The sequence below is a fragment of the Bittarella massiliensis (ex Durand et al. 2017) genome (assembly GCF_001486165.1).
GTDB lineage: Bacteria > Bacillota > Clostridia > Oscillospirales > Ruminococcaceae > Bittarella > Bittarella massiliensis.
In genome coordinates this window covers 638,801-660,943 of sequence record NZ_LN908976.1, presented here as the reverse complement: position 1 = coordinate 660,943, position 22,143 = coordinate 638,801, and the positions used below count along the sequence as shown (strand labels likewise).

General features: G+C 49.4%; 24 protein-coding genes and 2 pseudogenes. 23 read left to right on the top strand and 3 right to left on the bottom strand.

The features are described 5' to 3' along the window. Positions 1-194: 194 nt before the first annotated feature. The 5 genes and pseudogenes from BN3266_RS06640 (at position 195) to BN3266_RS06620 (ending at position 4,953) form a co-directional block, all read left to right on the top strand. A complete protein-coding gene (locus BN3266_RS06640; RefSeq protein WP_059004512.1) occupies positions 195-1,094 on the top strand; it encodes a DUF6017 domain-containing protein in 900 nt (299 codons plus the stop codon). Between the two features lie 6 nt (positions 1,095-1,100). Further along, positions 1,101-1,589, top strand: coding sequence for a PcfB family protein (locus BN3266_RS06635; protein ID WP_059004511.1), 489 nt, complete (start codon positions 1,101-1,103; stop codon positions 1,587-1,589). Beyond that, a pseudogene (locus BN3266_RS14260) lies at positions 1,586-2,602 on the top strand (type IV secretory system conjugative DNA transfer family protein); the annotation flags it as partial. The gene BN3266_RS06635 and the pseudogene BN3266_RS14260, both read left to right, overlap by 4 nt. Positions 2,603-2,692: 90 nt before the next feature. After that, positions 2,693-4,573, top strand: a complete 1,881-nt coding sequence (locus BN3266_RS14255) for a recombinase family protein (protein WP_059004510.1) — start codon at positions 2,693-2,695, stop codon at positions 4,571-4,573. A 26-nt stretch (positions 4,574-4,599) separates the two neighbouring features. Next, positions 4,600-4,953, top strand: a complete 354-nt coding sequence (locus BN3266_RS06620; RefSeq protein ID WP_024724768.1) for a TnpV protein — start codon at positions 4,600-4,602, stop codon at positions 4,951-4,953. Positions 4,954-5,013: 60 nt separating this feature from the next. On the opposite strand, the gene BN3266_RS13225 is transcribed toward BN3266_RS06620, so the two are convergent. Beyond that, positions 5,014-5,997 (bottom strand): helix-turn-helix transcriptional regulator, encoded by a 984-nt coding sequence (locus tag BN3266_RS13225; RefSeq protein WP_050004277.1) that lies wholly within the window; start codon positions 5,995-5,997, stop codon positions 5,014-5,016. Between the two features lie 294 nt (positions 5,998-6,291). Between BN3266_RS13225 and BN3266_RS06610 the strand changes: the two genes are divergently transcribed. From BN3266_RS06610 to mobQ, 12 genes are all read left to right on the top strand, one after another. Further along, positions 6,292-6,897 (top strand): MptD family putative ECF transporter S component, encoded by a 606-nt coding sequence (locus tag BN3266_RS06610; RefSeq protein WP_015533385.1) that lies wholly within the window; start codon positions 6,292-6,294, stop codon positions 6,895-6,897. After that, positions 6,897-7,637, top strand: a complete 741-nt coding sequence (locus BN3266_RS06605) for an energy-coupling factor transporter transmembrane component T (protein WP_050004278.1) — start codon at positions 6,897-6,899, stop codon at positions 7,635-7,637. The genes BN3266_RS06610 and BN3266_RS06605 overlap by 1 nt, the downstream gene beginning before the upstream one ends. Next, complete coding sequence (locus tag BN3266_RS13220; RefSeq protein WP_050004279.1) at positions 7,637-9,130, top strand: ABC transporter ATP-binding protein; 1,494 nt, start codon at positions 7,637-7,639, stop codon at positions 9,128-9,130. The genes BN3266_RS06605 and BN3266_RS13220 overlap by 1 nt, the downstream gene beginning before the upstream one ends. Further along, positions 9,111-9,773: a hypothetical protein gene (locus tag BN3266_RS06600; RefSeq protein ID WP_059004508.1), complete on the top strand. Its 663-nt coding sequence runs from the start codon at positions 9,111-9,113 to the stop codon at positions 9,771-9,773. Before BN3266_RS13220 ends, BN3266_RS06600 begins: the two co-directional genes overlap by 20 nt. Next, entirely contained in the window at positions 9,766-11,505 is a 1,740-nt protein-coding gene (locus BN3266_RS06595) for an ABC transporter ATP-binding protein (RefSeq protein ID WP_050004281.1), read from the top strand. The genes BN3266_RS06600 and BN3266_RS06595 overlap by 8 nt, the downstream gene beginning before the upstream one ends. After that, complete coding sequence (locus BN3266_RS06590) at positions 11,502-13,241, top strand: ABC transporter ATP-binding protein (protein WP_059004507.1); 1,740 nt, start codon at positions 11,502-11,504, stop codon at positions 13,239-13,241. Before BN3266_RS06595 ends, BN3266_RS06590 begins: the two co-directional genes overlap by 4 nt. After that, positions 13,241-13,624 carry a metal-dependent transcriptional regulator gene (locus BN3266_RS06585; RefSeq protein WP_024724761.1) on the top strand — a complete coding sequence of 128 codons (384 nt, stop codon included), beginning with the start codon at positions 13,241-13,243 and terminating at the stop codon, positions 13,622-13,624. Before BN3266_RS06590 ends, BN3266_RS06585 begins: the two co-directional genes overlap by 1 nt. A 477-nt stretch (positions 13,625-14,101) precedes the next feature. Then, positions 14,102-14,515 (top strand): RNA polymerase sigma factor, encoded by a 414-nt coding sequence (locus BN3266_RS06580; protein ID WP_050617386.1) that lies wholly within the window; start codon positions 14,102-14,104, stop codon positions 14,513-14,515. 103 nt (positions 14,516-14,618) lie between these two features. Next, a complete protein-coding gene (locus BN3266_RS06575) occupies positions 14,619-15,071 on the top strand; it encodes a hypothetical protein (RefSeq protein WP_059004506.1) in 453 nt (150 codons plus the stop codon). Between the two features lie 10 nt (positions 15,072-15,081). After that, positions 15,082-15,543, top strand: a complete 462-nt coding sequence (locus BN3266_RS06570; RefSeq protein WP_009296689.1) for an RNA polymerase sigma factor — start codon at positions 15,082-15,084, stop codon at positions 15,541-15,543. Between the two features lie 28 nt (positions 15,544-15,571). Next, positions 15,572-15,862: a DUF3847 domain-containing protein gene (locus BN3266_RS06565; RefSeq protein WP_059004505.1), complete on the top strand. Its 291-nt coding sequence runs from the start codon at positions 15,572-15,574 to the stop codon at positions 15,860-15,862. A gap of 299 nt (positions 15,863-16,161) precedes the next feature. Beyond that, positions 16,162-17,607 carry a MobQ family relaxase gene (mobQ, locus tag BN3266_RS06560; protein ID WP_059004504.1) on the top strand — a complete coding sequence of 482 codons (1,446 nt, stop codon included), beginning with the start codon at positions 16,162-16,164 and terminating at the stop codon, positions 17,605-17,607. A 107-nt stretch (positions 17,608-17,714) separates the two neighbouring features. Here mobQ and BN3266_RS06555 read toward each other — a convergent pair whose 3' ends face one another. Together BN3266_RS06555 and BN3266_RS06550 are read right to left on the bottom strand one after the other, a co-directional pair. Then, positions 17,715-18,005, bottom strand: coding sequence for a type II toxin-antitoxin system YafQ family toxin (locus BN3266_RS06555; protein WP_002596328.1), 291 nt, complete (start codon positions 18,003-18,005; stop codon positions 17,715-17,717). Next, positions 18,002-18,280, bottom strand: a complete 279-nt coding sequence (locus BN3266_RS06550; protein ID WP_005924829.1) for a type II toxin-antitoxin system RelB/DinJ family antitoxin — start codon at positions 18,278-18,280, stop codon at positions 18,002-18,004. Before BN3266_RS06550 ends, BN3266_RS06555 begins: the two co-directional genes overlap by 4 nt. A gap of 126 nt (positions 18,281-18,406) precedes the next feature. Between BN3266_RS06550 and BN3266_RS06545 the strand changes: the two genes are divergently transcribed. From BN3266_RS06545 to BN3266_RS06520, 6 genes and pseudogenes are all read left to right on the top strand, one after another. Beyond that, complete coding sequence (locus tag BN3266_RS06545) at positions 18,407-18,805, top strand: cysteine-rich VLP domain-containing protein (protein ID WP_059004503.1); 399 nt, start codon at positions 18,407-18,409, stop codon at positions 18,803-18,805. Positions 18,806-18,917: 112 nt separating this feature from the next. Next, positions 18,918-19,652, top strand: a complete 735-nt coding sequence (locus tag BN3266_RS06540; protein WP_050617391.1) for a phage replisome organizer N-terminal domain-containing protein — start codon at positions 18,918-18,920, stop codon at positions 19,650-19,652. Further along, positions 19,649-20,512, top strand: coding sequence for an ATP-binding protein (locus BN3266_RS06535; protein WP_050617392.1), 864 nt, complete (start codon positions 19,649-19,651; stop codon positions 20,510-20,512). The genes BN3266_RS06540 and BN3266_RS06535 overlap by 4 nt, the downstream gene beginning before the upstream one ends. Positions 20,513-20,576: 64 nt before the next feature. After that, positions 20,577-20,750, top strand: coding sequence for a transposon-encoded TnpW family protein (locus BN3266_RS06530; protein WP_005924807.1), 174 nt, complete (start codon positions 20,577-20,579; stop codon positions 20,748-20,750). Between the two features lie 77 nt (positions 20,751-20,827). Further along, complete coding sequence (locus BN3266_RS06525) at positions 20,828-21,193, top strand: hypothetical protein (RefSeq protein ID WP_059004502.1); 366 nt, start codon at positions 20,828-20,830, stop codon at positions 21,191-21,193. An 86-nt stretch (positions 21,194-21,279) separates the two neighbouring features. After that, positions 21,280-22,140 (top strand): annotated as a pseudogene (locus BN3266_RS06520) (VirD4-like conjugal transfer protein, CD1115 family); the annotation flags it as partial. Positions 22,141-22,143 lie beyond the last annotated feature (3 nt).

The window sequence follows — 22,143 nt, the reverse complement described above, 5'->3', positions numbered from 1 at the left end:
TATGGCGTTTTTTACTTTCCATCAAGTACACGGAAAACTGTATTGAAAGGGGTGAGAAATCGAAGGTATTTCTTCATGTAGGAAATGCAAATCAAGTGTCCATAGGTTTTCCCACATGGAAAAGCAAATGGGCACAGAATTGAATTTTTTCCGAAAACGAACACTTTTCCAGACCGCCGGAGGGAGGTGAGATTATGGCGGTATTTCGCATTGAGAAAACCCGCGACTACACGGTGATGGCAAACCATCATCTGCGGAACACGGTGCTGTCGCTGAAAGCGAAAGGGCTGCTGTCCCTCATGCTATCCTTGCCGGAGGATTGGGACTACACCACCAAAGGACTTGCCCGGATATGCCGGGATGGAGTGGACAGCATTTGTGCTACGGTCCGGGAGCTGGAGGATGCGGGGTACATTATCCGTGAAAGAGTCCGTAACGCCAACGGGCGGCTCGGCAGAATCGAGTACACGATCCTGGAGCAGCCCAGACCGCCGGAACCTAAACCGGGAAAACCTGAACGGGAAAATCCAGTTCAGGTAAAACCAGTCTTGGATTCTCCTGTCTTGGGAAAACCTGAACAGGAAAACCCCGCACAATTAAATACTAAAGGATCAAGTAACCAAATATCAAATACTGATTCATCAAGTACGGAAGGATCAAATCCTATCCAATCAAGCCCCCAAACCCCCGCAGGGGGCAACAGGGCTGGACGGGACTGGACGCGGGAGCGAGAAGGCTATCGGGAACTGATTTTGGAGAACATTGAGTATGACATCCTCGTACAGAACGAGCGCATGGACCGTGACCGCCTGGACGAGCTGGTGGAGCTCATGGTGGATACCGTCTGTTCCCGCAGGGAGACGATCCGCATTGCCGGGGACGACTATCCGGCGGAGGTGGTCAAATCCCGGTTCCTGAAGCTGAACAGTTCTCACATCGAGTATGTGTTGGACCGTATGCGGGAGAACACCACCTATGTCCGCAACATCAAGAAATATCTGCTGGCTGCCCTGTATAACGCCCCGGCCACCATCGACAGCTACTATGCGTCCCTGGTGAACCACGATCTGTATGGCAGCGGAGAAAGGAGGTAATCACTCATGCAGGAAGAAGTCACCCAGCGCACCGTTGCCCTCTGCGTGGAGGCTACAAAGCTCTCCGCTGGGATGCTGCAACAGGCCATGAAAAAAGTGCTGGACGAGATGCAGAAAGGCGTGACCGGCCACAAGACCAAGCTGCACCACGGAAAACAGACCCTCCGGCAGCTGATGAAGCACAACACCGGCGTTTCCAACATCGAGATCACCGACCAGAACATCCGGGCCTTTTCCGCCACCGCCAAGAAGTACGGCATTGACTTTGCTCTGAAAAAGGACACCAGCGGCGAGATACCCCGCTACCTGGTGTTTTTCAAGGGGCGGGATGCCGATGTTATCACGGCGGCCTTTCGGGAGTTCTCCGCAAAGAACCTGGAGAAAGAGAAAAAGCCCTCCATCCGCAAGGAGCTGGAGCAGGCAAAGCAGCAGGCCAAAGCCCAGCACCGCCAGCGGGAGAAGGTCAAGACCAAAGACCGGGGTGTGGAATTATGACGGTTGACTGGAAGAAAAAGCTGCTCCCCAACCTCCCATATCTGCTGTTCGTGTATCTCTTTGATAAGCTCTGCCAGGCGGTGCGCCTTGCGCCCGGCCTTGACGCCTCTGAAAAGTTTCTGCATTTGAGCCAGGGCTTTACGGAGGCGTTTTCTTCTGCGGCGCCCAGCCTGCACCTATTAGACCTACTGGCAGGTATCGCCGGGGCGATCATTGTTCGGCTGGCGGTGTATGCCAAGAGCAAGAATACAAAGAAATATCGCAAGGGCATTGAGTATGGCAGCGCCCGGTGGGGCACAGCGGCGGATATTGCCCCCTATGTCGATCCGGTCCCTGACTGGAACATCCCTTTGACCCAGACGGAAAAGCTCACCATGTCCAGCCGCCCGAAAAATCCCAAGTACGCCCGGAACAAAAACATTCTGGTCATCGGCGGAAGCGGCAGCGGCAAGACCCGGTTCTTCGTCAAGCCCTCCCTGATGCAGATGCACAGTTCCTATGTGGTCACCGATCCCAAAGGACAGCTTTTGTCCGAGGTGGGGACCATGCTGCGCCGGGGCGCCCCCAAGCTGGACGAGAACGGAAAGCCCATGCGGGACGCCCGCGGAAAGGTCATCTATGAGCCGTACCGCATCAAGGTCCTCAACACCATCAACTTCAAAAAGAGCATGAAATACAACCCCTTCGCCTATATCCGCAGCGAAAAGGATATTTTGAAGCTGGTCAATGTCATCATCGCCAATACCAAAGGCGACGGAGAAAAATCCTCGGAAGATTTTTGGGTGAAGGCCGAGCGGCTTTTGTACTGCGCCCTGATCGGGTACATCTGGTACGAGGCGGAACCGGAGGAAAAGAACTTCCTCACGCTGCTGGAGCTTATCAACGCATCGGAGGCCAGAGAGGACGACGAGGAATTTCAAAGCCCTGTTGATCTGCTCTTTGCCAAGCTGGAGAAGGAACACCCGGACCACTTCGCCGTGAAGCAGTACCGCAAATTCAAGCTGGCCGCCGGTGATATATGCTCTAAGTGACTTCTTAATCATGATTTTGTCATGGTTAGTGAAGCAATTACTTAGAGCATTTTTGTATCAGGAGGTACAGCCATGAGAAATGAAAAAATTACCCCACTGTACGAGCGCCTGAGCCGGGACGATGAGTTACAGGGCGAGAGCAATTCCATATCCAACCAAAAGCAGATGTTAGAGGATTTTGCCCGCCGGAATGGGCTGCCCAACCCTACGCACTTTACCGATGATGGTATCTCAGGCACCCGTTTTGACCGCCCCGGATTTTTGGCGATGATGGAGGAAGTGGAGGCAGGGCGTGTAGAGGCAATCGTCATCAAGGACATGAGCCGGTTAGGGCGTGACTATCTGAAAGTCGGCCAGGTCATGGAGATTTTGCGGCAGCGCGGCGTACGGTTAATTGCCATCAACGATGGCGTGGACAGTCTGAAAGGCGACGATGATTTTACGCCCTTCCGCAATATCATGAATGAGTTTTACGCCCGCGACACCAGCCGGAAAATCCGATCTGTGTTTAAGTCAAAAGGCATGAGCGGTAAGCACCTGACAGGCACCGTGATTTACGGCTACTTGTGGGATGAAAAGCGGGAACATTGGCTGGTAGATGAGGAAGCCACCGAAGTGGTACGCCGTATCTTTTCCCTCACGCTGGAGGGATATGGGCCTTATCAGATCGCTTGCAAGTTGTCCGCAGACCGGATTGAAATTCCTGTCGTACACCTTGCCCGATTCAACGAAGGTGTGAACCGTTCAAAGCCGGTCAAAGACCCCTATGGATGGGGATCATCTACCATCGTGAACATTTTGAAAAAACGAGAGTATTTAGGGCATACCATCAATTTCAAGACCCGCAAGCACTTTAAGGACAAGAAAAGCCACTATGTTTCTGAGGATGAATGGACGATCTTTGAGAATACCCATGAAGCCATTATCGACCAGCAGACCTTTGATTTGGCGCAGAAAATCCGCAGCAATGTACGGCGTTATCCAAACGGCTGGGGCGAAGCGGCTCCCCTCACAGGTTTGCTCTATTGTGCCGATTGTGGCGGCAAGATGTATGTCCACCGCATCAACAATGGCAGGCGGATTTCTCAATATACCTGTTCCAATTATACCAAAGTTCCGTGTGGGACACTATGCCCTACACAACACCGTATCAATGAGAGTGCTGTTCTGACATTGGTTTCTGACACGCTCCGGGCTATCGCTGAATATTCCAGAAATGACCGGACGGAATTTATTCACACCGTTCAGGAAACGCAGGTTGCTCAACAGAGTGCCGATATATCGAAAAAGCGCAGGCGTCTGGCTGCTGCTCAAAAGAGAACCGGAGAACTGGAAAAACTGATTTGCAAAATCTATGAGGACAATGCCCTCGGCAAGCTGTCGGATGCACGATATAGGGCGCTTGATGCACAGTATGCCAAAGAGCAGGACGCACTTGAGATTGAAATTGTGGAGCTGGAAAAGGCTGTTACCGGCTATGAGCAGAGCCAGAAATCCGCAGAGAAATTTATAGCCCTGATTGATAAGTATGAGAATTTTGACACGCTGACAAACACCATGCTCAACGAGTTTGTAGAGAAAATCCTTGTCCACGAACGCGCCCGAAAAGGCAGCCAGGACACCACGCAGGAAATTGAAATCTACTTCAATTTTTTAGGACGCTATATCCCACCATCCTTACAGCCGGTTCCTTTAACCCCGGAGGAACAGGAAGAACTGCAGAAAAAAGAAGAACGCAAGGACAGGCTTCATCAGAATTATTTGAAGCGGAAAGCCAGCGGCGCACAGAAACAGTATGAGGACAAAATCAAGGCGAAGAAAAAAGCGGAAATGGACGCTAAGAAAGCCCTGATCCGGGCTGAGGATATGAAAAAAGGCGTTTTTTCTACTGTCGGACAGCTGCCGAAAGAAGAACCACGCAAAGGCAGCATAGCAGCCAGCGCAGCAGTCTAATCATCACGAAGCAAAGGAGAATGAATATGAGTAAGTTGACTTACATTCGTTGTGGAGATTATGATATACCCAACCTAAAACTTTCTGAACAGCCGGAAACTTCTATCGGCAAGTACGGCAGAATGCGAAAATCCTACCTAAAGGAACATCGCCCCATTCTCTACAACCATCTGCTGATGAGCGAGAAGCTGTATCCACACCTGTTAGAGATTGAGCGGACAGCACAGGGGCGTGTGGAAACCATGTTGCCTCACATGATGGAAGTTGCGGGTGTCACGGAGGAACTGAAAGCCTGTGACCCTATGCGCTGGATGGGGCTGATGAACACGCTGAAAGCGCAGGCAGAAGAAATCATATTAGCAGAATTGATTAACGACTGATTCCCTAACAATAAATTACAATATAATCAAAAAGACGAAGTTAGTGTAAATAGACTGACTTCATCTTTTTTGATTCCTATATTCTTCTGGGGATTTTCCATAAACTTTACGGAAAGTGGCCGCAAATTTACTTGCATTGGCATAGCCCAAATGCTCTGCAATATTGCCGATTGTCAAATTCGGTTTTGACATCAATAAAAGCGCATACCGCATTTTTGCCTGTCGGATATAAGCCCCAATAGGAACACCATACATGGCTTTGAATGATTCTCGAAGTTTGGTCTGCCCCATTGCTGCTATTTTGCAAAGCTGCGAGAGTTCTGGTGGGTTTAAAATATTCTGTTCAATAGCCAGACGTACAGATTCCAGCGCCTTTTTCTCTTGTTTGGAAAGAGACTGGTGTTTAGATGCTATCTCCTGTCGCTGTTTATGAAAGTTGCCTGCCACAATAGAAAGCAGTTCACCTACTTTGCTTTCGTAGTAAAGACGGGAGGTTTCGCCAGCAATCAGTTTATCCCGTATCTGCAAAAACAGGGTTCCAATTTCCGGGGTATTATAATCAAAAGCTTTCCAATCATAAACCTCTGCATAGTCAAAATCGTCCGGGGTAAAACGGTCTTGCAGATTTTTCTCTATGTAATCTTCAAACAGCAAAACTGACGCATAGCTGATTGGTATATTGGGTTGATATAATACTCGCCCCTGTGACGGCTTATTTAGATAAAGGTGGATTCCCTCTGTGATAGGTTGGGCTTTCCGCCCATTCTGGATCAGGGTAACACCGCCGGATTCCAAATAATAAATTTTCACCAGCTTTTGATTGATCTCATATTTGCGTTCCATTGAGGCGTATGGTATCCAGCTTCCGGTTGACAGGAATAATCCATCTGTCGGTTGAACCTGATAGATATTTCCATAGCCTTGTCTGTTTTGCGGCTGCAAGGTGCAGATTCCATTATGATTATCCTGTCGAAAATGATAATCATGCAGATAAAAAGAAGCATCCCCTAATTCGTGCGCGGCCTGTGTAGAATCGGTCTGCATCCTGCTCACCCCCGTTTCTTATGTAGTCGGAATAATCCGCAGTATCTTTTTTTATGCTCCAAAATGTCGCAAAGGCTGTCAGCAAAACCACAAAAAGCACTGATATATCCGGTTGTTTTTCCACTTTTAACTCCTGTTTTGACCTTTTTTGCCGGATTTGACACCCAAAAAATCACTGAGTAGAATGACATTACTGGCTGGTTAGCTGACTCTAATCACAGCAATTCTATCACGATTTTGTGCGTAGGTCAATGAGGCTTCTGCCAGCAAATAATAAATAGGAGGACGTTGAAAATGTCTAATTCACAACAAATGAAAAAAGGGCTGTCTGTGCGTGATTTGATTACCACCGGCATCCTTGCTGCTTTGTACATGGTATGCGCCATGATTGGCGAGGCTATCTTTGGGTTCTTCCCTGTACTGACTTTCCTTTGCCCGCTGTCTATTGCGCTGCTGTGCGGCCCGGTTTATATGTTGATACTGGCGAAGGTGCCGAAGCATGGCCCAATCATTGTCACCGGTATTTTGGTAGGAGGTGTACTGTTCGTACTCGGTATGTACTGGTCTATGTGTTTGGCATATTGTATTCTCGGCGTTGTGGCCGATCTGCTGGCCGGTTCCGGGAACTTTAGAAACAAAGGGCGTAACCTGTTGTCCTACATGATTTTTGTTCTCAGCCCAGTTTTCTCCTACGGTATGCTTTGGTTTGACCGCGACGCCTATGTGCAATATTTGGTAGAAAAGGGAACAGAACAGACCTATATGGACACAATGGTTTCAACCGCGCAAAACTGGATGCTCCCGGCAATGATTATCGGCGTGTTGATCTGTGCTGCTATCAGCGGTCTTGTAGGCCAGAAACTATTGAAAAAGCATTTTGAAAAGGCCGGAGTAGTGTAATGGAGATGCAACTGCAAACAAAAGACACACTTGCCACATTACATTTAGACCCTCGCACAAAACTATATCTGTTGATCGTCGGAAATGTTGCGTTGTTCCTTGCGCCCTCTTTACTCTATGAGATTGCGCTGGTTGTATGCGTTGTGATTCTCGGCATCCTTGTAGGAGCAAAGCGGTTTACGGTAAGAATGGCTGCTGTCTATGCGGGAATGGTTGTTCTGCATATCATTGGAACAAATTATTTGACAGGGACTTTGCAGATTGCGATTGTAACATTTACCGTATTTATCCGTAAAATCTTTCCTTGTGCCATGCTCGGAGGTATTTTAGTCAGCACGACAAGGGTAAATGAATTTATGGCGGCCATGAACCGTATTCATATGCCAAAAGCAATGGTTATTCCTCTGACGGTCATGCTCCGCTATTTTCCTATGGTGCATGAGGATTGGGGCTATATCAGCGACGCCATGCGGATGCGCGATGTCGCTCCAACCGTCAAAAGTCTGCTGACCCATCCGGCCCGAACAGTGGAATGTATCTATGTTCCGATGATGATGTCAGCACTGAAAGTGGCGGATGAATTGTCGGCGGCGGCTGTTACAAGGGGGCTGGAAAATCCGAAGCCCCGAACCTGCTTGCAGGAAATCCACTTTAGTGTTGCGGATGCCGTATGCTTTATCCTGTTCACTTTGTTTATGTCAGTGTCAATCTGGCTGAAATTGAAAGGGGGTGCAGGCTAATGATCCGTTTTGACAAGGTTTCTTTTACCTATCAGGAATCATTACAAAATGGCGGACTGCGCGATGTTGATTTGACAATCAACAAAGGCGAGTGTGTGCTGTTGTGTGGGCGAAGCGGCTGTGGGAAAACCACATTGACCCGTCTTGTGAATGGCCTGATTCCATACTTTTATCCGGGAGAAGTCACCGGAACAACCTATGTTGACGGTAAAAATATACAGGATTATCCCATATATGAAGTGTCCGAGTATGTGGGGTCTGTATTCCAAAATCCACGCTCTCAATTTTTTAATGTAGATACAGACAGTGAAATCTCCTTTGGAATGGAAAATCTGACTTATCCAAGGGAAAAAATGAAAGAACGCATTTCAAAGACAGTTGCGGATTTAGATATAGCACATCTGACGGGGAGAAGCATATTTGAATTGTCTGGCGGTGAAAAACAAAAGGTGGCGTTTGCGTCCATCTATGCTATGTCTCCGAGTATTTACTTGTTAGATGAACCATCGTCCAATCTGGATATGGATGCTATTGAGGATTTGCGGCGTACACTTGAACTCCTAAAGAAACAAGGCAAGACCATTCTAATTGCAGAACATAGGATTTATTATCTGAGGGAATTAGTTGACCGCATTGCGTATATGGAAAACGGGGCTATATCTGCTGTGTTTTCTCCAAGCCAGTTTCTTTCTATTCCTGAAGAACAGCGGCATAGTATGGGACTTCGCGCTTTAGATTTGTCAAAGGTACAGCCAAGGGCCTTTGCTGAAAATTCTCAAAAGCCGATTTTGGAAGTCAGGAACTTATCCTTGTTCTATAAGAAAAAACTGGTTCTGGACGATTTGAATTTGAGTGCGGCACCGGGAGAAATCATAGGAATTATCGGCCATAACGGAGCCGGGAAATCTACATTTTCCAGAACACTATGCGGCCTGCACACAAACTGTACGGGACAAATTCTTTGGGATGGTAAAGAACTGAACGCAAAGAGCCGGTTAAAACGCTCCTATATGGTGATGCAGGACGTAAGCTATCAGTTATTTGCCGATACATTGGAAAAGGAATGTGTATTTGGAATTAAGCATCCTGATCTGGATGCAGCAAAACAGGCAATGGAACGGCTGGGTATTTATGAGTACCGTACTCATCATCCCAATACACTTTCCGGGGGGCAGAAGCAGCGTGCAGCCGTGGCGGTCAGTATGGTATGCCGTAAGGATGTTTTAATTTTTGATGAACCAACTAGCGGACTTGATTATGACAGCATGATTCAGGTTGCGGGGTTATTTCAAACGCTTTCCAAAATGGGAAAGGTAATTTTTGTTGTAACCCATGATTACGAATTTTTAGCGGCAGCCTGTACAAGAGTGATTCATTTAGATAACGGAAAACAGCAGGAAGATTACCCACTTTCCCCCGACAATCTGCATCGACTACATGATTTTTTCTTGCGGTCAGAAAGGAGGCAGAACCTTGAGGAGAATGGAAAATGACCTCCTGTTCTTCCATGAGCTGATTGGTAACTGTTCCGTTGAAAAGGATTCAAAGATATATACAATTTCTCCCAAATTTGGGAAAGGCACCATGCAGAGCTTTGAAGTGATGCCTGGTGCTGAAATTGTTTATAGCAATGTTCATATCACAACTCCAATTCAAAAAAATATCCAATGTATAGATCGTTTTATTGAAGTCACCTATTGCTTTCATGGGCGAGTGAATATGCTGTTCAGCGACCAGCCGGAGATGATTATGAGCGACCATTATATTTCTGTTTTCAATGGTGCAAGCCACCTGAAAAGCTGTGATTTTGGAGAAGAACCTTTTGTTGGTGTTTCAGTGGTGGCTTATCTGCCGCAGATCATAAACAGCCTGAATATCATGCTGGGGACAATCGCGTTTGACGAGGACATGGATTTTCAAGGACTTTTTACAGCGGGCGGATGCTTTATAGCACCCGCAACAAAAAGTGTGGAGCATATTTTTACCGAACTGCTCTTGCTGCCGGAACAGTACCGCAATTACCTTATGCGTATTAAAGTCATGGAACTATTGCTATACCTGGTTGGCAAAATGGAGTATCGGACAGATTTTGGAATTTCACTATTCCGCAAGGAGGAGATGAATTGTAATGAGTGATGTAAAAGCCCTGTTTGGACTAATTGATAAGAGAAATAAGCGCCGCCTGATTGGTGCGGTGATCTGTTGCGTCCTGTCTGTTTTGTGCGGCATCCTGCCCTATTTAGGCGTTTGGGGTATTGTGACCTGTTTCCTGGATGAACGGACAGAGAACCTTTTTCAATATGTGTGCCTGATTGCCGCAGCAATCATTTTGAAACATCTGCTGTTTGGAACCGGCACAAAAATCTCTCACAAGGTAGCCTACCAGACATTGGGGGAAACCCGTAAAAAGCTGTTCCGTAAAATTGCCCGCTTACCAATGGGCTATGTGAAAACAACGGCATCCGGGCAGGTCAAAACGATCATTATGGACAATATGGAACAGTTGGAGACATTTTACGCCCATAACATTCCAGAGATTATTTCCGGCCTCGCTGTACCGCTGTGTATGGAAATCCTGCTGGTGATATTGGACATCAGGGTAGCCGGTATCATGCTGATTCCGGTCGTTCTGTTTATTCTTGTCGGTATTCTTATGATTATCGTTCAGATGAAAAAAATGGACGAATTTAATCAGGCGTTTGCCGATGTCAGCGTTAAGACGGTGGAATATGTCAACGGTATGAAAGAACTGAAGATATTTGCTGCCGACGAATCCACTTATGGCCGCCTGTCAGAAAGCATCCGCACTTACAGCACCGTTGTAACAGAGTGGTTCCAAAGCTGCTTGAAATATGTTGCTTTCAATCATACCGACTTAAACAGCAACCTTGTGTTCCTGTTTCCGCTTGCCGGTTTGATGTACCTCTCCGGCAGCGTGACAGCGGCCAGCTATATTATGTATCTGTTTATGGGGCTTGCCATGCTGATTCCGTTGGAAACTGTTTCTAATAACTTTGATTATATCGGCATGAACGCCTCTGTTGCAAAAAAGATAGACGAAATTCTGAAGCTGGATGAAATGGCGGATACGACCTCAAAGGCAGAACTTGCCGACCACACGATTGCGTTTGAACACGTTACATTTTCCTATGGGGAAGAACAGCCGGTATTAAAAGATGTCTCATTTACTGTTCCTGACGGAAAAGTAACGGCGCTCGCCGGTGTTTCCGGCAGCGGCAAAAGTACAGCGGCCAGCCTGATCTGCCGGTTTTGGGATATAACCGAGGGACAGATTTGTATGGGCGGCGTACCGCTGAACCAGATTCCGCTATCCGATCTGATGTCCCAGATTTCCTTTGTGACCCAGAATACGTTCCTGTTCAAAAAGAGCATCCGGGATAACATTATGATGGGAAACCCAGAGGCCACGGAGGAAGAAATGATGCAGGCAGCCAAGGATGCCGTATGTCACGACTTTATTATGCGGCTTCCAAAGGGCTATGACACAGTGATAGACAAGGAAACCAAGTTGAGCGGCGGTGAAAAACAGAGAATCACATTGGCAAGGGCGATTCTGAAAAATGCGCCGGTCGTGATTCTAGACGAGGCAACGGCTTACATTGATGCCGACAATGAAGATTTACTGCAAAAGGCGCTAGCTAAATTATCAGAGGGAAAAACCGTACTTGTAATAGCGCACCGTCTTTCCAGTATCAAGGAAGCTGATTCGATTGTGGTTCTGGAACAGGGCAAAGTGATTGACTGCGGCACACATGATGAATTGATAAACCGTTGCTCCCCGTATCAGGATATGTGGGCGGCCTTTGAGCAATCCGATCAATGGAAAATGGGAGGTGTAAACGCATGATTGCTATGATAAGGAAATTCTTAGACCTTGCAGGCGAGCGCAAAAAGCAGCTTTATCTTGCGTGGCTGTTTCAGGCGTTGACCTCAATTTGTGAGGGCGCGATATATTTCATGCTGTTCCTTGCGATAAAAGATATTTTGGGCGGCTCGTTTACAAGGGAAAAACTGATGCAGTATAGCCTTATGTTTCTGGTCTATACTGTCCTGCATTTTGTTTTTTATTACTTTACGATTGCAAAACAGCGCCCGGTATCTTATGCCATGATGCGGGATGAACGTCTTTCGATTGCGGCGAAAATCAAACAGTTTCCGCTCTACTACTTTACAAAAGACAAGATCAGCCAGCTTACATCTTTGTTTACAACTGATTTAAGTTTCGTGGAAATGAATATCATGGAGATTATTGCCGGTTTCGTTTCCAGCATGATCATGACGGTTGTATTTGCTCTGATGCTGCTTAGTGTGGACTGGCGTATGGCGCTTCTTCTGTTTGCGGGGATCATCCCCGGCTATATCCTCTACCAGCAGTTTCAAAAGAGCATGGTTCAACTGGGAGAGCAGAAGAAAAATACGCAGGTGGCAATGATTGATTCCACGCTGGAATATGTACAGGGCATGGAAACGATCAAGGCATACCGGCTGGAGCAATCCGGTAAGCTCGTGGAGAAGCAGGTGAACGGATATTGCACGGCTTCTGACCGTTATGAAGCGACGCTGACGAATTGGAGCATGGGTTATAAAATCTGCCTGAATCTGGGCCTGTTTTTGAGTTTGGGTGTTGGCATTGCAATGGTTCGTTCTGGTTCATTAGCCCCGGCAACCTATTTGTTTTTTGCAATCATGGGTATTATTTTTTACCGTCCGCTGGAAGCTCTGATGGGTTCCTTTGCCATGATGAATCTTGCAAACGCATCGTTGGATAATATAGCAGAAATCAACAACCTGCCGACCGAAAATGAAAAACAGGGAACTACACAGTTTGCAGATACACAAGCCGATGTACGGTTTGAAAATGTATCGTTTAGCTATGATGGAAAGCGTGACGCAGTTAGTCATGTAAGTTTTTCAGCTAAACCCGGAACGATCACTGCATTGGTGGGTCCTTCTGGAAGCGGCAAATCCACTCTCCTTAATTTAATTCCGGGATTCGTGACGCCGAAAAACGGGCGGATTCTGTTGAATTGGAAAGATGCGGCAACATTAAAGCATAGTGATCTGGTGCGTCATGTGAGTGTCGTTTTTCAGGAAGTATATCTTTTTCAGGATACCATGATGAATAATATCCGAATGGGAAACCAGAGCGCAACGGACGAGCAGGTGGTAGAGGCGGCAAAAAAGGCTCACTGTCACGAATTTATAGAAAAGCTCCCACAGGGCTATCAAACGGTTATCAGCGAGGGCGGCGCAAGCCTTTCCGGTGGAGAGCGTCAGCGCGTCGCTATTGCGAGGGCAATTTTGAAAGATTCCCCGATCATTCTTTTAGATGAGGCGCTGTCCAGTCTGGATGCCGAAAATGCCGTAGCAATACAGAAGGGCATAGAAGAAATGATTAAGGGCAAGACGGTGTTCCTTGTATCACACACTTTGTCCTATATCCAAAATTCAGATCAGATACTTGTCCTATCTGACGGCATATTGCAAGGCTGTGGGAAACATGAAGAACTGTTGCAGACCGTGCCGCTTTATCAAACTATGTGGGAAAAAGAGAAATCTATTAAAAACTGGAAGCTGGCATAATGAGCAGCAAGAACAAACTTCATGCGTCCGGGGAGGACTACCTGGAAACCATCCTTGTTCTCCAAAAGAAACGCGGTATGGTACGCTCCGTAGATGTGGCCCGGCACATGGAGGTGTCAAAGCCCAGCGTGTGCCATGCAGTGGCTATCTTGCGGGACGGCGGCTTTCTCACTATGGACGAAGATCACTTTCTCCATCTGACCGATGTGGGCCGCGAGGTAGCCGAAAAAATCTACGAGCGTCACTGCTTCTTTACCGAGCAGCTTATCGCCGCAGGCGTTGACCCCAGGACTGCGGAGGCTGACGCCTGCCGGATTGAACACATCATCAGCGATGAGAGCTTTTCACGGCTGAAAGAGGCAGCCGAACAGGAACAAACCTAAACCAAATAAGACAAGCGATCCTGCCCCGCAAGACGGGGAAAGAAAAAAACCGTTGCAGGGCAGGCAGCTTCGTGCGCCCATAATGGATTTCCCGGGTACTGCGGCGGTTTTGAGTAACATCAAGGCCGCCGTTCCTTATGCCCTCAACAAAGGAGTGACGACTACACGCTGACACGGCGGCTTTAGGAGGGAACCGCCATGAAGCACATTGACCGCCGACAAATTCAGACGATATTTCACTACCGTCAAAAAAAGCCCAGTCAACGAACAGGCCCCGTCTGGTAGCCGGTGTGAAAATTGTCATTCTGTAAGTGAATATTGGAGTTTTTGCGCTCGAATAGCTTTTTGCTGTCCGGGCGCTTTTTTGTCCCTATGGAGCCGGAACATCGGGCCAGCATGGCCCGAACCCTGGCCCCGGTGCCGCTCCCCGCCGCCCCATTCAGATTTACTAAAAAAATCTGAATGGAGGAAAGGCAGATGGAAGTTACCATCAATTATAACGGACAAGCTGTGGCCGTGGAGGTTACGCTGGAAGTCTATGAATTTCTTGACCGGGCCGATCATAAAACGGAGAACCTCTTCCATGAACAGCGGCGGCATTGGGATGGCCGGGAGTTTGACGAGTACATCATTACCACCGAGGGTGTAGGGGTCTACGGCGAAACGCCGGAGGAACACCTTTGCCGCATGGAAACGCTGCATGAGCTGATGGCTGTTCTGGACACCTGTACCGAGGCCCAGCGCCGCCGGTTCCTGCTCTATGCGCTTGACGGGCTGAGCCTTGCAGAGATCGGTGTGCTGTGCGGCTGCTCCAAAGTGGCTGTTTATCAAAGTGTGGAGGCGGTCAGAAAAAAATTTATAAATTTCTCTGAGAACAGGCTTAACGAATGACCTGTTTTCGGGCTACCAAGTGAAAGGGATTATTTCCCTTATCTCAGCGAGGGGCGGACAGCGGACAAGCTGCCCGCCTCTCCGATTTTCAGGAGGTAAGCCTATGAAAACAATCAATCTGCGGTGGATGTATCCCCACTACCGGCATGACGAGTTTGTGGATGTTACAGACAAGGTATGGGCAGCGATGTATCAGGCCCAGCGGGAGATGGAGAATTATGAGCGCCGGAAAGTCTACCACCGCGCCTACTACTCTCTGGACGCATACAGCTGGCTGGAAAATTACGCACTGGAACACAGCAGATCGCCGGAAGATATTTTGCTGGAACGAGAAGAAATGACCACCCGCCTATACCTGATTGCAGCTCTGCCGGTGGCTCTGGCTCATGCCACTCCGACACAGGCCCGCCGTGTTCACGCCTACTACATTGCCGGTATCAAGCAGCCGGAAATCTCTCGGATAGAGGGTGTCCACAGCAGCAAGGTCAGCGTTGCCATCCGCCGGGGGCTGCGGAATATGCGCCGCTTTTATGATGGCCTTTTTCAAACAGAGTGAGGGCGTGCCTATGCAGACCATCAATCTCAAACAATATTATCCATTTTGCAAAGAGGACATTTTTGTGGAGGTGTCCGATGAGATCGTCGAAGCGTTTCTTCTGGACAAGAGAGCCGAGGCCGCCAGAGATCGCAAGATGTTCCGGTATAAGGCGTTTTATTCCCTCGATTGTAACGATGGAATCGAAAATGCCGCCATCGGCTGGGCGCAGCCATCGCCGGAGGACTACCTGATAGAAAAAGAAGAATTAGCCGAATACGAAGAATTGATACGGCGATTGTACGAAGCCATTTCCTCCCTGCCGCCTATGCAGGCTCGCCGTGTTCACGCCCGCTATATGCTGGGTATGAAAGTGAAAGATATTGCCGCAATGGAGGGTATCACGCCATCACAGGCGGGAAAATCCATCCATGCCGCACTGCGGAGGCTACGCCGGTACTTTGCTCGACAGAAATGGACGGTCAATCTATGAGTATTTTCAAAGAAAAGAGGTGCCTGACATGAACGAAAAAATTACAGCCCGCCCCCAAAAAGAAGAACGGGAGAAAGTCCTGAAGGAGATTCGGCAGCTTGAAAACCGAAAGAAGATTTTGGAGAACAAGCAGCGCAACGAGGAACGCAAGGCCCGCACCCGCCGCCTGATTGAGCGTGGGGCCGTTTTGGAGGGCATTTTCCCTCTGGCCCCCGACCTTCCCGGCGTAGAGGTCAAAGCGTTCCTGATTGCCCTGTCCCATCTTCCGGGGGCGGCAGAACTGGCCGCAAAACTGCCGAAATCCGGGGACAAGCCGTAAGTCCCTTGTTTACAAGGGCGCACTTATACACCGTTGCCGGTGCTGTGCGCGCGTCGTCGCAAAGTCCGCTCTGTTTCGTTCCCGCCTTGCGGCGAAAACTGCACACGCTCCCTTGCTCCTCCTTTCCCCACAAAAACCGCTCCGCTGGGTTTCTGTGGGGGCCCCATATTCGGGCGTTGCGTACTTCGTCCGCGATGGGGCGCTACACTCCCCAAACCCCTTGTGCGCCCCGCGCAGCCAAACACCCGCTTTGCGTTTGTCCGGCTCCACAGAGCCTGTTATCCCCTCACTGAAAGGAGGTGTTCCCCATAGATTTCTGTCATATCCCCGTCAGTATCATAAAGCGCAGCGCAGGCCGTTCTGCCGTTGCCGCAGCTGCTTACCGCAGCGGAACCAAGCTGACAAATGAATGGGACGGAATGACCCACGACTACACCCGGAAAGGCGGCATTGTCCATGCGGAGATCATGCTGCCTGCCCACGCGCCGCCGGAATTTGCAGACCGATCTATCCTCTGGAACAGCGTGGAGCAAATCGAGAAAGCAAGGGACAGCCAGCTTGCCCGCGAGATTGAAGCAGCCCTGCCCCGTGAACTGTCCGGCGAACAGCAGCTTGCCCTTGTGCGTGCCTATGTGAAGGACAACTTTGTAGACAAAGGAATGTGTGCTGACTTTGCTATCCATGACAAGGGAACCGGCAACCCTCATGTCCATATCATGCTGACGCTCCGGCCTCTGAAAGAAAATGGACAGTGGGGTGCAAAGTGCCGCAAGGCATACGATCTGGACGAGAATGGACAGCGTATCCCGGATGGGAAAGGCGGCTGGAAAAATCACAGAGAGGATACGACCGACTGGAACGATAAAGAAAATGTGGAGATTTGGCGGGCAGCGTGGGCGGCTTATACCAACCGGGCATTGGAGGCTGCCGGTCAGCCCGCCCTGGTAGATCACCGCAGCTACAAGCGGCAGGGCATTGATAAGATTCCCTCTGTCCATCTGGGGCCAGCTGCCAGCCAAATGGAAAAGCGCGGCATCCGCACCGACAAGGGCGAAGTAAACCGGCAGATCGCCGCCGACAATAAGCTGCTGAAAGAAATCAAAGCCCGCATTACCCGTCTTTATCGCTGGTCGAAAGCCGAAACGGAAAAACCACAAACACAGCAAAGCAGCTTGACAGCTTTGTGGGAGGCCCAGCAGCAGTTGGACGCTCCCCGCACCCGCACCGGCAAAATCCGGGCTTTGCAGGAAAGCGCTGCACTATTCAGCTTTTTGCAGGCAAACGGCATCCAGTCTATGCAGCAGCTTCATGAAAAAATCGCTGATATGAACAGCCGTTACTATGACCTGCGCGGAAAGATCGTCAAGGCCGAGCGCCGGATCACTACCCTTACCGAGCGCGGGGAGATGTGGGAACAGTACAACCAGTACAAGTCCATCCACAAGCAGCTTGCCAAAGTAAAGCCGGAAAAACGGGAACAGTTTGAACAGCGCCACAGCCGGGAACTGATTCTGTATGACGCAGCGGCCCGGTATCTGAAAGAACTGAAAGACAGCGGCGAGGCAATCACCCCAAAGGCATGGCAGCTGGAAATTGACCAGCTGGCCGCTGGAAAGCAGACGGACACGCTTGCCATGAAATCCATGAGGGAGGATTTGAAAGCAGTGGAACGGCTCCGCAAAACCGCCGAGCAGCTGTCCCGACAGGAAAGGGACAAGTCTCACGACCGTGGGCCGGAGCGGTAAAGTCTACCGCGTTTTGGCGTACCCCTTTTAGGTGCGTCGCGTTTCACGACATACCTTTGCACACAGAAAAACCGCCGTACAGGTTTCCCCATACGGCGGCAGACTGTTTATTTGCCGAACAAGTCGCTGTGTGTGCCGGTGCGGGCCAGCGTCAGCACCAGAACATCATCTTCTATGCGGTAGACAAGCAGCCAGTCCGGGAGAATGTGACATTCCCGATGGCCTGCCCAATCGCCGGACAGGTCATGGTCACGGTTCTTATCTGGCAGCGGTTCGCCCATCGCCAGCAATGCTACGACCTGCTCCAACAGCTCAATCTTCAAGCCACGCTTTATGGCTCGTTTGTAGTCCTTTTTGAAACTGGTCGTGTACTTGACGGTATATTTGGTTTCTTTCATCTTTTCAGGTCAGCAAACAACTCGTCAAGGTCATTATAGCCCTTTACAGACGGGTCTTTTGCAATCCTTTCCGCTTCCAGCATGGCAGCAACCGTTTCTTTGTTCGGCTGTTCCAGCCTTACTTCAAAGGGAATGCCGCCCTCACGAAGCGACTGGCGCACAAAGATGTTAAACGCCGTAGTCAGGTTCATGCCAAGTTCAGTAAACAGTGCGTCCGCCTGCGCTTTCAAATCTGCGTCCATGCGGATACTGATGTTTGTGGTATTTCCAGCCATACGATCAACCCCTTTCTGCTGGCAATTATAGTATATGCCATTTGCACGAAGAAAACAATACTTTGCACGAATATTTAACAATAAATTCATTCAAGGAGGTTACCGGCTTTATGAAAGAAATCATTTATGAAGAACAACAAGACTGAACCTATCCCTGTCATGGATTACCACCAGTATCGCAGAGCGCGGAGGCTGGTGCATGAGTGCTGTAACTACATCGACGGAAACTGTATCGCCCTGGACGATGGGGAGGAATGTGTCTGTGTCCAGTCTATTTCCTACTCCCTGTTGTGCAGGTGGTTTCGGGCGGCGGTATTGCCGCAGGATAAGGAACTGGAAACGGCGCTGTTCCACCGGCTGAATGCTAAGAAATGCTCCGTATGTAAGGCACTGTTTACCCCCGGTTCCAACCGAGCCAAATACTGCCCGGAATGTGCCGCACGCATGAAGCGGATCAACGCCGCAAAGCGCAAGCGGAAACAACGGGAGAAATGTCACGCTTTAGGGGATGAAAAACCCTTGTAAATCAAGGTTTTTTTCGGGGGTGTCAAAGGCAGTCTGATAGATTTATCCTCTGCCCACTAAAATAGCCTTAAAATGCGTACAGAATCCCAAGAGAACCCCAAGGAGGAACCCTATGTCAGACAATCGAAAATATTATTACCTGAAACTCAAAGAAAACTATTTTGACGATGATTCCATCGTGCTGCTGGAAAGTATGCAGGATGGTGTGCTGTATTCCAACATTCTGCTCAAGCTGTATCTGAAATCGCTGAAACATGGTGGACGGCTTCAACTTGACGAGGACATTCCTTACACGGCGCAGATGATCGCCACCATTACCCGCCAGCAGATCGGCACTGTGGAGAGAGCTTTGCAGATCTTTTTGAAGCTGGGTCTTGTGGAGGTGCTGGACAGCGGCACATTCTACATGAGCAACATCGAACTTTTAATCGGCCAGTCCTCTACCGAGGCTGAGCGAAAGCGGGCTGCGAGGCTCCAAAATAAGGCTCTTTCTGCGCCCCGGACAAACGGCGGACATTTGTCCGACATTCGTCCACCAGAGATAGAGATAGAGTTAGAGAAAGAGATAGAGATAAAGAGAGAGATAGAGAAGGGACACTCCGCCCGCGCCTATGGCCGTTACCAAAATGTTTTCCTGACGGACGAGGAAATGGCAGACTTGCAGGCCAGCTTTCCCACCGTATGGGGTCAGTACATCGAAAAACTGTCCGAGTACATGGCTTCTACCGGCAAGCGTTATCAGAGCCATGCAGCGACCATCCGGCGCTGGGCCGGTGAGGACGCGAAGAAAGCAGCCCCGCCCTCTCGCAACCGGGATTACAGCGTAAAGGAGGATGAAACCGTATGATTGAGATTACCGCAGAAATCCGGGCGCTGATCGACAAGGCAGCCGCCGGTATGGAACTGGCCGGGGACGAGTACATAGACCCGGCAGACGGCCTCATTCACTGTAAAAAGTGCGGCGGCCAGAGGCAGACCGTTGTGCCATGCTTTGGGAAACCCGGCTACTTTATGCCGCGCTGCATCTGCCAGTGCCAGCGGGAGGCTGAGGAGCAGCGCAAGGCCGCCGAGGAACGGCAGCGCCGCATGGAGCGTATCAAACGCCGAAAGGCACAGGGCCTGCAAGACCGTTATCTGTACGACTACACATTTTCCAATGATAACGGGCAAAACCCATTGATGGACAAGGCCCGCGCCTATGTGGAAAATTGGAAGGAGGCATATAAAAACAACACCGGCCTGCTGTTGTTCGGGGATGTGGGAACCGGCAAGTCTTTTTTCGCCGGTTGTATTGCCAACGCCCTGCTTGACCGGGATGTGCCGGTGCTGATGACGAACTTTCCCACCATTCTGAATCGCCTGACAGGGATGTTCTCCGAGGACAGGGCCGACTTTATCGCCAGCTTTGACGAGTACGACCTGCTCATCATTGACGATTTGGGTGTGGAGCGCAATACCGAGTATGCGATGGAGCAGATGTTTTTCGTCATTGACAGCCGCTACCGCAGCCGCAGGCCCATGATTATTACAACAAACTTGAAACTGTCCGAGCTGAAAAACCCACCTGATCTGGCTCACGCCCGTATCTATGATCGTATTTTGGAACGGTGTGCGCCGATTCTCTTTGACGGGAAGAATTTCCGGGAAGAAAATGCCGGTGCTACCCGACAGACAGCAAAAGACATTGTAAACAGTAAGCACGATTGATTTTTTACCGGGTGTCACAGACCCGTTCGGAGAAAGGAGCGCCATGAACAAAGAACCCCGTACTATGCAGGTGGCAGACGCCGCTACTGCGTCCAGAGCGCCGGAAAACACGCCGGCGATGGTAAAGAAAATCGGAAAGACAACCTACAAAGTTCATGTCCATTTCAGCAATACCAGCACAGAAACCATGAGCGATAAAATCAAGCGTATGCTCAAAAATGAAATTCAGCAGATGTGACAGACTGATAAACGAAGCTGCCTTGTGCTAAACTGATGATGGTACGCACCAAAATTTTTGTCAAGGAGGACACGAAAATGCTTTACACAGAAAAAGAGAAGCATGAAATTGAACGAGTAAAGGAGGTCTTTGCGGAACATCTGCGGCAAAGCCCTGATTTTGAACTGCTCTGGTCGGACAAGGTAGGCTATGTCTGGCTGGCGATTGGCGTAAATCCGCTTTATGTGGATACTGGCATCAGGATAGAATCAGCCGCTGATCTCTGCGGTAGATGTTTGGATGATGTTGCTACGGATGTTTTATATATGACGGGCAACGATCACGCGCTGGAAGCAGCCGATCCGCTGGAATTGGCCGAAATCAAGCGGCGCTGGGAGCCATATATCAACCAGCTGCCAGACTATGCGTATCTCTGCAAAGACCTGCTGAACGGAAAAATGTAATCTATCAAACGAGGTGTCAGGAGCCATACGGTGCTTCTGGCACCTTTTTTGTAGATTTTTTGTGAATTTGATTAAAAAGTCCTTGACAATTTGTCTCTGGCAAGACCCTGAAATCCATCTTGATTAGCTGCGGCGCCCGCCTTGCCCCCTTCGATATTGCGGAGCTGCGGGAGATCATGTCGGACGATGAACTGGAGCTGGATACCCTGGGCGACCGCAAAACGGCGCTGTTCCTCATTATGAGCGACACAGATACCACCTTCAACTTCGTCATCGCCATGCTGCAAAGCCAGCTATTCAATCTCCTTTGTGACAAGGCGGACGATGTGTACGGCGGCAGGCTGCCCATCCATGTGCGGTGCCTCCTGGACGAGTTCGCCAACATCGGGCAGATACCCAACTTCGACAAGTTGATCGCCACCATTCGGAGCCGGGAAATCTCGGCTTCTATTATTTTGCAGTCCCAAAGCCAGTTAAAGACCATCTACAAGGATGCCGCAGATACCATTGTGGGCAACTGCGACACCACCTTGTTTTTGGGAGGCAAGGAGAAATCCACCCTGAAAGAAATCTCGGAGCTGCTGGGCAAGGAGACCATCGACAGCTTCAATCAATCCGAGAACCGAGGCAGCCAGGTTTCTCACGGCCTCAACTATCAAAAATTAGGAAAGGAGCTGATGACCCAGGACGAGATCGCGGTGATGGACGGAGGCAAGTGTATCTTGCAGCTGCGAGGGGTGCGGCCGTTTTTCAGCGACAAGTTTGATATAACGAAGCATCCCCGCTACAAGTACCTTGCCGACGCCGACAAGAAAAACACCTTTGACATTGAACGGTACATGAAACGCAGACCGGCTATTGTGAAGCCGGACGAGCCTTTCGATCTGTACGAATTGAGAGCCACCGACCTTCAACCCAACAATTCAAACGAACGAAAGGAAATGTGATTT